We start from the raw sequence: 12,379 nt of genomic DNA, 5'->3' as shown, positions 1-12,379 counted from the left end.
TGACCGTTAAAGCGGCTTCTATAAAAGTGGTCTTTTTCTTTTTAGCTGATAGCTTACGGCTGACAGCTAATAGCTTTTTCGAGGTAATTAAGTGACTGAACAAGCAGAATTTAATCAGGGGTTAATTGATTTTTTACAGGACTCTCCAAGCCCAGCCCATGCGGTTTTAATGATGGAGAAGCAATTAGCCAAGGCCGGTTTTACAGCATTAAATGAAAGTGAAGAATGGCAGTTAACGCCCGGCCAAGGTTATTGGATAACCCGTGGTGCCTGTTCTATTATTGCCTTTCGCTTAGGCGAGCAAGCCGTGGCTGAAACTGGGGTACGCATGATGGGGGCACATACCGACAGCCCCTGTTTAAAAGTAAAACCTAAGGCTGAATTACTACGCCAAGGCTGCTTGCAGTTAGGGGTTGAGGTGTACGGTGGGGTATTACTACACCCTTGGTTTGATCGTGATTTATCTCTTGCCGGCCAAGTGCACTTTCGTAATAAAGCAGGCAAGCTAAGCTCTGCGTTACTGGATATCAAACAGCCGATTGCCATTATTCCCTCTCTGGCGATTCACTTAAACCGCGAAGCTAATAAAAACGCGACTGTGAATGCTCAGCTACACCTACCGCCTATTCTGGGTGTCGATGAAAGCGAAGGTGCCAGCCCTAACTTAGTGCTGCGTCATTGGCTCGCCACTTGGTTACGCGATGCCGGCCATGAGGTGGCAGAGGTGATAGATTACGATTTGTGCTTTTATGATACTCAGCCACCAGCACTCATAGGTTTAGAGCAAGAGTTTATTAGTTCGGCGCGCCTCGATAATTTATTATCTTGCTACACCGGATTAAAAGCATTGTTGCAAAGCGATAAGCAAACACAAGCGGCAACCTCATTATTGGTATGTAACGACCATGAAGAAGTGGGCAGTGCCTCTGCTATTGGAGCCGAAGGTCCCTTTTTAGAAAGTGTATTGCGCCGCTTAAGTGGTAACGAGCAACAATATCAGCGCATGATAGCGCGCTCTTTGCTTATTTCTTGCGATAATGCTCACGCCATTCATCCCAACTATGCCGATAAGCATGATGATAACCACGGGCCAAAAATTAATGCCGGCCCTGTTATTAAAGTTAATGCCAACCAGCGTTACGCCACCAGTAGTGAAACCAGCGCCTTGTTCAGTAGCTTTTGTGACATGGCCAAAGTGCCTTATCAGCATTTTGTGGTGCGCTCCGATATGGGCTGCGGCAGCACCATAGGCCCCATTGCAGGTACTAAGTTAGGCGTACGAGTGGTAGATGTAGGCGCGCCGCAATGGTCTATGCACTCTATTCGCGAAACCGCTGGTAGCAAAGATGCTTGGTATTTAAGCCAAGCGCTACAAGCTTTTATCAGCGAGTGGGATGGCGCAGACATTTTGCTCGCAGAGTCGTGAAGTTATACCCATAGAAGATATTTATACGATATTAAGCCAGAGAACCTTGCTCTGGCTTAATAACATTTATCCATACTTTATGCTTTTTCATGCTTAGTAAGCTTTAACACAGTATACCCTCCTTCTTGTCTTGTTTAATAAATAACCAACCTCCCTAATGATCCATTTAAAGTATAATACGACTAAATGCGTAGGTTTTTTATATGCATGAGTAACGTTTTGCTATTTTTTCGCTTTGTTAATTAATAGCCTTGTGTTAACTGGCGTCAGTTTATTTTATCTTTTTTGTTTTCTATTAATTTAAAGGTTCAATTAATGACTTTTTTTGTTTAATATGCTGCGGCTGTTTTTGACGCGATCAAAAAGCTTATAAATTGCACACATGGAACGTAAATTATCATGACTTATTTATCAGGAAAGCATCTTCTAATGCTGACCGGCCTATTGCTGTTGTCTGGTTGTACTTCAGTAATGCAAAAAGACAAGTTTGGTGGCTTTGAGCAAGCTATTACTCATGGGGCTAACTTGGATGCCATCGTATTAGCAGAAGAAAGAGCGAAAATTGATAAAGATACGGGGTATGCAAAAAACTTACTCTGGTCCTTACAAGCCGCAACGCTACTGCGTCAAGAAAAAGCATACCGTAAATCTAACTTATTATTTGATGCTGCTGAATATGAAATGCAAGGCGAAGACACAGAGCACTTCTTATCTAAAGGCGCGCAATTAGCCGGCTCTATGTTTCTTAATGACAGCGTGACTAGCTACAAGCAAAGCCAGTTTGATGGTGTGATGGCCAATACTTATAAAGCGCTAAACTTTATGGCGCAAGGGGATAACGCCAACGCACGTATTGAATGGAATCGAACTGAAGATCGTCAGCGAAGAGCCGCTGAATACTTCCAGAAAAAAGTGGCCAAGCAAAAAGAAAAGCTTGCTGAAGAACAAGCACAGCTTGATCAAGAAAACATTGATCGAAGTTTAGAAAAAGCCACGCCTATTTTGGCTAATCAAGGTGTCGACCTATCACAATGGAGTGCTTACGACGGCTATATCAATCCCTTCTCAACCTATCTACACGGCCTTTACTTTATGCTTAAGGCACAAGATAACAGCGATTACAGTAAAGCCAGAGATAGCTTTAAACGTGTATATGGCCTAACAAAAAATGCTGATGTTAAAGTTGATATGAATATGGCCACGAGTTTGACCAAGGGTCGTGGCATGAAACGACATAAGCCAACAGTATGGGTTATTTTTGAAAATGGCTTAGGCGCTAAGAAAGAAGAGTTTCGTATCGACCTACCTTTATTCGCGTTTACCTCTAACGTCACTTATAGCGGCATCGCCTTACCCAAGCTTGTGGAGCGTCCGCAAGCCTATCCGTACTTAGAAATCGGCAAAATAAAAACTCGACCATTAGCCAGTATGGATAAAGTGATTCAGGCTGAGTTTAAAAGCGAGTTCCCTTATATTTTAACTCGCGAAGTGATCCGCACTACGCTAAAAACGGTAGCGCAAAAGCAAATACAGGATAGAAATCCTTTAGCAGGCATGCTTGCTGGTATGGCTCAAGCGGCCTCTACCGGGGCTGATATTCGCTCTTGGACTGCGTTGCCTAAAGAATGGCAGTTAGCAAGAGTTGCTCGCCCTACATCTAATAAGCTGACCATTAAGACTCCAGGATTAGCATTGCCGCTAGATGTAGATCTGGATCCGAATAGCCGTTTTCATATGGTATATGTCAAAGCCGCCGCACCTAACTTACAGCCCACAGTTGAAACTATTAACCTATAAGAGAGCACCTCAATGAAAAAGATAATGTTACCAGCCATGATTTTACTGGCGACCCTAACCGGTTGTACAACGGCCACGCGGTATGTTGACCCAAGCCAAGACCAAACCGCCGTCATGGGGTTGGATTATAAAGACTTTGAAACAGCGGCCAGCCAAGCTGTTGATGAAATGATAGCCAGCCCGTTACTGGTACATCCACAAGCCTCACAAGGTGGCCGTTATGTGATGGCGGTATCCACCATGATTAACGACACCACACAGCGTATTGATACTGATCAGCTAACTAAGAAGATACGGGTGCGCTTATTACAAAGTGGCAAGTTTATTACCACTACTGCAATAGGTTTAAATGGCGCAGAAGATGAAATGACCGCTAAAGTACGTCAACTAAGAAACTCATCCATGGTTAAACGCAGCACGGTTAAGAAAAACAATAAAGTGATTGCGCCCGACTACAGCCTAAGTGGCAAAGTTATTCAACGTAATAACCGCGTTGATCGCCGTACTCAGCAGGTTGATTACTACTTTCAAATGACGCTCACTAACTTAGAAAATGGTCTGGCTTATTGGGAAGGCGAGTACCCTATTATTAAGCGTGGCGACAACCGTACTGTATCTTGGTAATCACAATGGGCCTCTTTGGGGCCTATTGGTATTTTTAAGGATGAATAATATGAAAACGTTTCTTTATGGGGCCATGTTTCTGGGCCTATATGCAGGCAATGCTGTGGCACAAACTCCGGCCACAGCCCCTGCTCCGGCACAAATTGAGGTCGCAGAAGTGGCTGCCGACGCTCCTGATGCCGTTGATGATGCAGTGGCTGCTCCGGCACAAACTGAAATTGAAATTGTGAAAGCTGTGGATGCCGGCATCAAAAATGCTCACCGCCATGTATCTGAGCAAGCCGAGCGTTATGTAAGCAAGCGTCGTCAGGCTTATCGCCAACAGGGCAGAGCTAATGAGGTGTTTTTACAATATGGTGTGGCTGATATTAGCCTGCAATCTAGCGCTCCAGACTGGGGTGATGCTCGCACTATTGCCTACTTACAAGCACAAACTAAAGCTCGTGAGTCGTTAATTAGTGAGTTGCATTTAGATGTGAGCTCTAAAGTGGCCAGAGAGTCATTTCGTACTAATAAAGGGCCTGAATTTAGTCCTGAAGAGTTGCGCAGCGAAAGTAAAATGAACGCCATGATGAATAAGCTAGTGGCCGTGGTAGATGGCTCTTTAAACTCTAAGCTCGTTGAATTAGGAGTGGATCCTAATGATTTTGAAGCTGCGCCTAAGTCTAAGCGTAAAGTGATGATGCGCAAAGCCATGATGCGTGAAACTGAAACCCGTGCGCGTGGTGAGATCAGTGGCGCTATGATTGTAAAAACGTTTGAAGTCACTGACGATAATGGAAATACCTCTGTGGCCGTAGTGTTATCAACATCAAATAAGATGAAAAATCTGTTGGCGTCTTTGCAAAGCAGCAAAGGGCAAGTCGTGCCTAAACCTGAGAAGCCAGGGGTAAATCTGGATAACTTTTTGGAGGCTAATAAGCCTAATCTTATGTACGAATATGGCGTAAAAATGCTACGCGATGAGCAAGGTTACCCCATGCTGGTCTCGTTTGGCATGGCGGGTAATGACTGTAACCCAGTGGATTACGAAGAATGTAACGATAACCGCGACTTTGCCTTTATTGAAGCGCAGCAAGAAGCCTATGCGCATATTTCTGAAGCCTATAATCTTTATGGCAGTATGAAAACGAATACCAGCAAAGGCTCACAACGTGAAAAAGTTGCAACTCTAACTAAGACCGAGGGTGGTGAAGATACTGTTGCCGCAACCACCACTAAATTATTAAAAGAAACACGACAAATGTCGCAAATGAGCTCATCTGTTGAGGGCTTAGTAGGCTTATCTGTTGCTAAGCGCTGGACTCATACACACCCCACTTCTGGGCGCGAAGTTAATGGTGTAGTGGTGGCATGGCACCCACAAAAAGAGCAGGCCATGCGGACCTTTAAAGCGGGTAAGTCACCGGCTAAGCCTGCCTCACAGCAGCCACAAAACTCGGGTAGCAATCAGGGTGCCAGTATGGACTTGATGGATATTTCTGATTTCTAAGGAGCACCGCATGAAAAAGTGGATAAGCGCTTTATTGCTGCCCTTGTTGTTGGTGGCAGTGCCGGTATGGGCAGCAACCACACCCGTTCAGGTGAATGGCTTTGGTGCCACTGAGCGGTTAGCGGTAGAGAATGCGTTAATTGAAGCGATAAGCCAAGTGAATGGCGTTGATATCAAAAACTCGCAACAAGTAGAGCAGTTATTACATAAGAAAAATGGCGAAACAGAAACCATGACCCACACACAGCGTAATGGCAGTGTGGCGGCCAAAGGAATGGTGGACAGTTACGACATTTTATCTAAAGACTGTAATGGCGAGGGTTGTCGTGTTCGCCTGCATGTGAATGTTATACATTATAAAGCCGCAGGTTTATCGGCTGATAGTCGCCGTAAACTCGCTATATTGCCATTTACTGGCCGCCATGGCGCCACCTTTAGCAGTGAGCTGCAAGAGCTATATACGCAAAGTCGACGTTTTGCGGTACTTGAACGCAGTCAAAATGAGGCTTACCGTCAAGAAAAAGCTTTATGGGAAAGTGCTGATACCGGTTTGGCTGAAAAAGCCCGCATGGGACAAGTTCTAGGGCTTGATTATATTTTGGTCGGACAGGTTGAACAGGCTAATACCCGCCGCTGGTCAAAGAATATTGAGCTAACTGGCGAGGTAAAACATTATGCCAGCAGTGCTTTGCGAGTGCGTTATCAGTTAATTGAAGTGCCAACTCGGCAAGTGAAGTGGTCTGATAGTGTCAGTCTGAAAGCGGGTAACGGCAACTTAAACGGTTTGATTAACAAAGCGGTAAAAAATATATTTCAGCAAACCATGGATAATATTTACCCTTTGCGCTTGATTAGTGTGAAAGGCAAGCGGGTTATTATTAACCAAGGGGGAAAAACACTCAAAGTGGGCAGCTACTTTAGTGTGTTTGATTTAGGTGAAAAGCTGGTTGATCCCTATACAGGTGAAGTATTAGGCCAAGATGAATCTGAAATTGGTAAGATCCGTATTACCAAGGTGCAACCTAAGCTGGCTTATGCTGAGCTAGTTGAGGGAGACAGTAGCTTATTAGAGAAAAACCAAATAGCGCGTCCTAGCAGCCCACCGGCTAAAAAAGTCAGTAAGCCGGTGCGCCGCAGAGCACCCGCTAAAGAAAGCACCCCCAGCGCTGATGGCGGGGGTGTTATTTTATAAGAGCGTAAAGCCCTACTTAATAAGTCAAGTAGGGCTTTTTATTCGCCTTTAGCTTGGCTAAGCTGCGTGTACTTTAGGTGCAATTTCAATACGGCTGTTTTTACTTGGCTTAAATCTTGATCGTTATTATCAATCACATCATCGGCCGCACTCAAGCGCTCTTCGCGGCTGGCTTGAGTATCCATAATGGCTTGTACTTGCTCCGTACGGGTGTTGTCACGCGCGACGGTGCGAGCTATTTGCAGTTCTGGATCTACATCTACTACTAATACACGATCGCAAAGATCGGTTAATTGGTTTTCCACTAATAAGGGCACCACTAATAAGCAATAAGCCGAGCGGGCCTGTTGGCAGTCGGCTATCATGCGCTCACGAATAAGCGGGTGTAATAAGGCTTCTAGCCAATGGCGATGCGCTGGGCTTGCAAAAATACGCTGTCGTAACTCGGCTCTATTTAAGCTGCCATCTGCTGCAATCACTTCTGGACCAAAGTAAGCGCCAATGGCGTCCAATACCGGCTCACCGACAGCCACCACCTCACGGGCAATCACATCGGCATCCACAATAGTAATATCTTGCTCAGCAAACAAATCTGCCACAGTGGACTTGCCACTGCCAATGCCGCCAGTCACGCCAATAATATAAGTCATAATACGAGACTCCAATACCAGGTTACTAATGTCTCCCCCCACATTAAATACACCCAGCCCCCTAATGCAAGGGCAGGGCCAAAAGGCATCGCCATATCGCTGTTTAAGTGCTTGCTGGCCATCAGGATAACGGCTAATAATAAGCCGGTGATCGATGAGATTAAGATAATGGGTAATATGGCCTGCCAACCAAACCAAGCGCCCAGTGCAGCTAATAACTTAAAGTCACCATAACCCATGCCTTCTTTGCCGGTGGCGAGTTTAAATAGCCAATATAGGCTCCACAAAATACCGTAGCCGACGGCGGCACCGAGCACGGCATCGGGCAGCGCAGCAAACAGGGTATTGATATTTATCAGTAAGCCGACCCACATTAAGGGCAGCGTTAGGTTATCGGGCAACAGCAGGTGATCGATATCGATCATTGTCATACACAACAAGGTCCAACTAAGTAGCAGGGCGGCTAATAGTTGGGGGCTGGCGCCAAAACGCCATACAGCCAGGGCCGATAATAGGGCTGTAGTCAGCTCAATTAAGGGGTAGCGTTTAGAGATAGCGGCTTTGCAATAACGGCAACGCCCACCTAATAATAACCAGCTTACTAGGGGAATATTATCGAGTGCGCTTAATGGGTGCTGACAAGATTGGCAGCGTGAACGAGGAGTATTTAAGTTAAATTTTGGGAGTGCGGGCGTAGCTTGACCGCTAAACTCAGCACACTCTTGTTGCCAGCCTCGTTTTAACATCACAGGGAGTCGGTAGATAACCACATTTAGAAAGCTGCCAACCAGTAGGCCAAACAGCGTAATAACGAGATACAGAAGAGAAGGGTCAATATTTTTTAGCACAACCATGTAAATGCCTTTATAAGCGATAGCGAGCAGCTTGAGTTAAACCTTAGGAATAATAAGCCTTTAGCGGATCACATTACCTAAATCAAAGATAGGAAGATACATGGCAATGACTAAGCCTCCCACTAATATTCCCAATATCAACATCATTAATGGTTCAATTAAGCTGGTCAATCCAGCGATTGCATCATCCACTTCTTGCTCATAAATACTGGCGACTTTACTCATCATACTATCTATGGCGCCGGTTTCTTCCCCTACGGTGACCATTTGTATCACCATATCTGGAAATAACTGCGTGGCGCGCAGCGCGGCATTCATGGGCATACCTACAATAACCTGCTCGCGTATTTGCAGTGTGGCATCTCGATAAATACGATTACCACAAGCGCCGGCCGCTGCAGACAGTCCGTCAACCAAGGGAATGCCGGCCGCAAAGGTGGTGGCTAAGGTACGAGCAAAGCCCGTTAAAGCGGCTTTGCGTAAAATGCTGCCTATTATCGGCAGCGTTAATAACAGCCGATCACTAAGATGACGAACTCGGGGGGAGTAACGCCATACACGTTGATAAAGTAGCACCATTAAGGCGATAGCGATAATCATGCTTAGCCAGTGGTTTTGTAGCGCGCGAGACACAGCGATCACCCACTGAGTAAAGAGCGGTAATGGGGCACCAAAGCTTGCAAATATATCCTCAAATTGGGGGATAACAAACAGCAATAAAATGGCGGTAACGATACCTGCAATCAATAGCACCATGCTGGGATAAAATAACGCTTTTTTAATTTTAGATTTTAATTGTTCTGCTTTTTCTCGATACAGGGCAATTTGTTCAAAAATATGATCAAGTGCCCCAGTTTGTTCGCCAGACTGCACAAGGTTGCAATATAGGCGGCTAAATTGCTGAGGATGGGTTGTGAGTGCACTCGATAATGGTGTGCCGTTTTCGACATCTAACGCTAAGCGATTAATCAATTGCTGCATTTTCTGCTTAGGTGTAGATCGAGCTATCAGTTGTAGGCTTTTCACTAAAGGTACACCAGCCCCTAGCATAGTCGCCAGTTGGCGGCTCATCACCGCAATATCTTTGGCTTTAATCTTGTGTTGATAGCGGTGTAATAGACTCTCTCGCTGGCGCCTTAGCTTAATAATGTTAATACCTTGGCGTTGCAGCTGATATTTTATCGCCACTAAGCTGGCTTCTTGCGCCTCACCACTAACTTTTTGCCCTTGTGGATTAATGCCTTGCCAATAATAGGTATGATCTTTATCCCCCATCTTTTCCTCCATTATTGGCGATACTTGACTGTTTTTGTAAGCCGGTTACTGATAATGCGTTACTTATCAGTAATACGATTGGCTTCTGCTAGGCTGATGATGCCGGCTTGTACTTTATTAAGGGCTGCGTGTCTTAAAGTGAGCAGACCGGCAGCTTGTGCTGCACGGGCAAGGGTCAGTGAGTCAGCGCCCTTAATAATTAAGTCGGCCAGCTCACTATTCATCGGCAGCACTTCATAGACACCGGTCCGGCCTTTGTAGCCATCGGTACATAAATGGCAACCGTTCGCCTGATAAATCGTCTGTGTGTCTGCTACGTCTATTCCTAATTGTGTAAGTTGCTGTGCGTTAAGTAATTCTGGCTTTTTGCAGTGTGGACACAGTTTTCGAGCTAAGCGCTGGGCAATAATAATATTGATAGACGAGGCGATATTATAAGCGGCCAGTCCCATATTACTCAGGCGGGTTAAGGTTTCGGTGGCGGAGTTGGTGTGTAAGGTCGATAACACTAAATGCCCTGTTTGAGCCGCCTTGACGGCAATTTCTGCGGTCTCTAAATCACGAATCTCTCCCACCATAATAATATCGGGGTCTTGTCGTAAAAAAGCACGTAGCGCATGGGCAAAGCTCAGGCCAATTTTAGGGTTTACTTGTAGTTGATTGATGCCAGGCATAATGATCTCGACTGGATCTTCTGCGGTTGAAATATTGGCACTCACTGTATTCAGAATACTTAAGCCTGTGTATAGCGAGACGGTTTTGCCTGATCCTGTGGGGCCTGTGGCTAAAATCATGCCTTGAGATTGGTTAAGCGCGGCTAAATACAGTTGTTTTTGCTGTTCGTTAAAGCCCAGTTGGTTAATGTCTAATTTAATGGCGGAGCTGTCGAGTAAACGCAGTACAATTTTTTCACCGGCCTGAATGGGTAAGCTGCTTACACGCATATCTATGGTGTTATGGTGAGGCAATTGTAATTTTATGCGTCCATCTTGTGGCAGGCGCCGCTCAGAGATATCTAATTGCGCCATCACTTTAAGGCGTGCGGCAAAGCGGTTAGCGTAACTAATGGGGGCTGAGGCAAAGTCGTGTAATAGGCCGTCGATGCGAAACCGAATACGGTAAAAGCGCTCATAAGGTTCAAAGTGAATATCGGAGGCGAAACAATTAACGGCCTCTAACATAATCTTATAGATATAGCGCACTATGGGGGCATCATCATCTTGGCTGCCTTGTGAACTTTGCTGATTTTCATCGGTAAGGGTCAAGTGATGAAGATCGTCTGTTTCTACTTGTTCAAGATCGATGAGGTGACTGCTCTCGCCTTTTTGCAGTTGCTTAAGCAGTAATGCCAGCTGCGCTTCATCCACCAGTTGGGCATCTGTTATCAGGTTAAAGCGAAAGCTAAAGTCATCTAATGCCGCCATATTCGTCGGATCAGACAGTGCTAAGTATAAAATATTGTTTTTTAAGAAAAGCGGTAGCGCGCAGTGGCGCTCAATAAGATCCATACTCAGGTATTGTGGGGGTAAGGCACTGGGTTGGGTATTGCTTAAATCAAAGACGGGCAAATGATAGGTCTGTTTACAAAACTGCGTTAACTGTTCACTCGATAATAATTGTAATTCGACTAATACTCGACTCAAGGGCTTAACTTCTTGAGCCGCTTGCGTAACGGCTTGCTCCAGTTGCTTAGCAGTGAGCTGTGAAGTCTCTAACAGGCTTCTAGCTAAGCCGCTATATTGCTGTAAGCCGCCCATAATTCAACACAAGCCTGCAGCTGAGCAAGTGCCTGTTTTTTGCCAGGTAATGCGGTTGTTGTTAATGGTACCCGTTAGAATAAAGGTTTCTTCATCCACAACACTGGTGCCAGTTGCAGTAATAATCCAAGGGCCTGCGGCGTTTGCATTATTAGTCGCCGTGACTGTGATATCTTTGACTAAACTATCAAAAGTCGATGGTAATACATTGCTACCTGCTGCGGTACAGTCTGTGCCCTCGGTTTGTTGGCAAATCTCAATGGCGGTTTTAGCCGGCCCTGTGGCAGCAATCACTTCGGTAAATTTGGCGCGTTTGGTATAGGTTTGATAGCTGGGCAAAGCCACGGCGCCTAAAATGGCCACAATAGCGACGACTATCATTAATTCAATTAGCGTAAAGCCGTTATTTACAAGGTAAGTTACATGCTTTTTCATAATGTCATCCTTGACTGATAAAGCAGATTAGAGCGCTAGAATGGTGAAAGAGTCCTGCATTAAGGTATAGCAATGAAACCCCAAGTTGGCGAATAAATAGCCATTCATTTAAAGGCGCACTGTTACATTTAGCGCTCTACTTTTAGCTAGGTGCTGAATTTATTTTATACCTCATCTATAAAATCCCAATTAAAGCCAGATCCGGGATCCGTTTTACGGCCTGGGGCAATATCACTGTGGCCCACAATATGCTGCGTTGTAATAGCTGGATATCTCGCTTGTAAGAGGCGAGTGACTGTTATGAGCTGCTGATATTGCGCCTTAGTAAAGGTGTCGGTATCTGTTCCTTCTAACTCAATGCCAATCGCAAAATCATTGCAGCGCTCGCGACCATTAAAATTGGATTGCCCAGCATGCCACGCCCGTTTATTAAAAGGGACATATTGTACTAATTCGCCGTCTCGGCGGATCAAGCAATGCGCCGAGACTCGCAGTTGATGTATTTGGGCAAAATAAGCGTCTTCATCGGGATCTAGCGTGCCCAAAAACAACTGATCAATATAGGGGCCACCGTATTGTGCTGGGGGCAGGCTAATGCTGTGTACCACTAGCAGCGACACTTCGCCACCGGGTCTTTCATCATAATGAGGTGAGGGGCAATGGCGCGCAGGGCTAAGCCAATGATCGTCACCAAGGGTGAGTGAGGGGGTGTGAGTCATATTGATACCTAATGGGTAGATATAAAATGGGCATATATAAGAACGAGCTTGGCAGTATACTAAGAGTCTTAATGGTAAATGAGCAAGCGAATGCGCCATCTGCATTAGGTTATTTGTTGTTAAAGAGGGCATAACAACGATACTGCTTAAGCTAAAGC

At 45.4% G+C, this 12,379-nt stretch carries 11 protein-coding genes; 5 read left to right on the top strand and 6 right to left on the bottom strand.

The window, feature by feature from the left end:
- The first annotated feature begins 91 nt into the window (after nucleotides 1-91).
- From J3U76_RS00665 to J3U76_RS00645, 5 genes are all read left to right on the top strand, one after another.
- Complete coding sequence (locus J3U76_RS00665) at nucleotides 92-1,426, top strand: M18 family aminopeptidase (protein WP_208003745.1); 1,335 nt, start codon at nucleotides 92-94, stop codon at nucleotides 1,424-1,426.
- Between the two features lie 399 nt (nucleotides 1,427-1,825).
- Nucleotides 1,826-3,223, top strand: a complete 1,398-nt coding sequence (locus J3U76_RS00660; protein WP_208003744.1) for a COG3014 family protein — start codon at nucleotides 1,826-1,828, stop codon at nucleotides 3,221-3,223.
- Between the two features lie 12 nt (nucleotides 3,224-3,235).
- Complete coding sequence (lpoB, locus tag J3U76_RS00655) at nucleotides 3,236-3,847, top strand: penicillin-binding protein activator LpoB (RefSeq protein ID WP_208003743.1); 612 nt, start codon at nucleotides 3,236-3,238, stop codon at nucleotides 3,845-3,847.
- 49 nt (nucleotides 3,848-3,896) lie between these two features.
- Nucleotides 3,897-5,339 carry a DUF6844 domain-containing protein gene (locus J3U76_RS00650; RefSeq protein ID WP_208003742.1) on the top strand — a complete coding sequence of 481 codons (1,443 nt, stop codon included), beginning with the start codon at nucleotides 3,897-3,899 and terminating at the stop codon, nucleotides 5,337-5,339.
- Nucleotides 5,340-5,349: 10 nt separating this feature from the next.
- Entirely contained in the window at nucleotides 5,350-6,531 is a 1,182-nt protein-coding gene (locus J3U76_RS00645; protein ID WP_208003741.1) for a CsgG/HfaB family protein, read from the top strand.
- A 38-nt stretch (nucleotides 6,532-6,569) separates the two neighbouring features.
- Here the strand turns inward: J3U76_RS00645 and coaE are convergent, their stop codons facing one another.
- The 6 genes from coaE to ampD form a co-directional block, all read right to left on the bottom strand.
- Nucleotides 6,570-7,181, bottom strand: a complete 612-nt coding sequence (coaE, locus tag J3U76_RS00640) for a dephospho-CoA kinase (RefSeq protein WP_208003740.1) — start codon at nucleotides 7,179-7,181, stop codon at nucleotides 6,570-6,572.
- Entirely contained in the window at nucleotides 7,178-8,035 is an 858-nt protein-coding gene (locus J3U76_RS00635; protein ID WP_208003739.1) for a prepilin peptidase, read from the bottom strand. Before J3U76_RS00635 ends, coaE begins: the two co-directional genes overlap by 4 nt.
- Nucleotides 8,036-8,095: 60 nt before the next feature.
- Entirely contained in the window at nucleotides 8,096-9,310 is a 1,215-nt protein-coding gene (locus J3U76_RS00630) for a type II secretion system F family protein (protein ID WP_243453964.1), read from the bottom strand.
- Between the two features lie 59 nt (nucleotides 9,311-9,369).
- Nucleotides 9,370-11,067: a type IV-A pilus assembly ATPase PilB gene (gene pilB, locus J3U76_RS00625; RefSeq protein ID WP_208003737.1), complete on the bottom strand. Its 1,698-nt coding sequence runs from the start codon at nucleotides 11,065-11,067 to the stop codon at nucleotides 9,370-9,372.
- A 3-nt stretch (nucleotides 11,068-11,070) separates the two neighbouring features.
- A complete protein-coding gene (locus J3U76_RS00620; RefSeq protein WP_208003736.1) occupies nucleotides 11,071-11,502 on the bottom strand; it encodes a pilin in 432 nt (143 codons plus the stop codon).
- A gap of 164 nt (nucleotides 11,503-11,666) precedes the next feature.
- Entirely contained in the window at nucleotides 11,667-12,221 is a 555-nt protein-coding gene (ampD, locus tag J3U76_RS00615; RefSeq protein WP_208003735.1) for a 1,6-anhydro-N-acetylmuramyl-L-alanine amidase AmpD, read from the bottom strand.
- Nucleotides 12,222-12,379: the final 158 nt, after the last annotated feature.

It is taken from the genome of Oceanisphaera pacifica (genome assembly GCF_017498065.1).
Lineage (GTDB): Bacteria > Pseudomonadota > Gammaproteobacteria > Enterobacterales > Aeromonadaceae > Oceanimonas > Oceanimonas pacifica.
This window is presented reverse-complemented; position numbering and strand designations above follow the sequence as displayed.

Excerpts from the sequence above, each read along its gene's own strand:
- J3U76_RS00620 (WP_208003736.1), bottom strand. The coding sequence starts at position 11,502 with ATGAAAAAGCATGTAACTTACCTTGTAAATAACGGCTTTACGCTAATT.
- J3U76_RS00630 (WP_243453964.1), bottom strand. The coding sequence starts at position 9,310 with ATGGGGGATAAAGATCATACCTATTATTGGCAAGGCATTAATCCACAA.
- J3U76_RS00650 (WP_208003742.1), top strand. The coding sequence starts at position 3,897 with ATGAAAACGTTTCTTTATGGGGCCATGTTTCTGGGCCTATATGCAGGC.
- J3U76_RS00645 (WP_208003741.1), top strand. The coding sequence starts at position 5,350 with ATGAAAAAGTGGATAAGCGCTTTATTGCTGCCCTTGTTGTTGGTGGCA.
- coaE (WP_208003740.1), bottom strand. The coding sequence starts at position 7,181 with ATGACTTATATTATTGGCGTGACTGGCGGCATTGGCAGTGGCAAGTCC.
- ampD (WP_208003735.1), bottom strand. The coding sequence starts at position 12,221 with ATGACTCACACCCCCTCACTCACCCTTGGTGACGATCATTGGCTTAGC.
- lpoB (WP_208003743.1), top strand. The coding sequence starts at position 3,236 with ATGAAAAAGATAATGTTACCAGCCATGATTTTACTGGCGACCCTAACC.
- pilB (WP_208003737.1), bottom strand. The coding sequence starts at position 11,067 with ATGGGCGGCTTACAGCAATATAGCGGCTTAGCTAGAAGCCTGTTAGAG.
- J3U76_RS00660 (WP_208003744.1), top strand. The coding sequence starts at position 1,826 with ATGACTTATTTATCAGGAAAGCATCTTCTAATGCTGACCGGCCTATTG.
- J3U76_RS00635 (WP_208003739.1), bottom strand. The coding sequence starts at position 8,035 with ATGGTTGTGCTAAAAAATATTGACCCTTCTCTTCTGTATCTCGTTATT.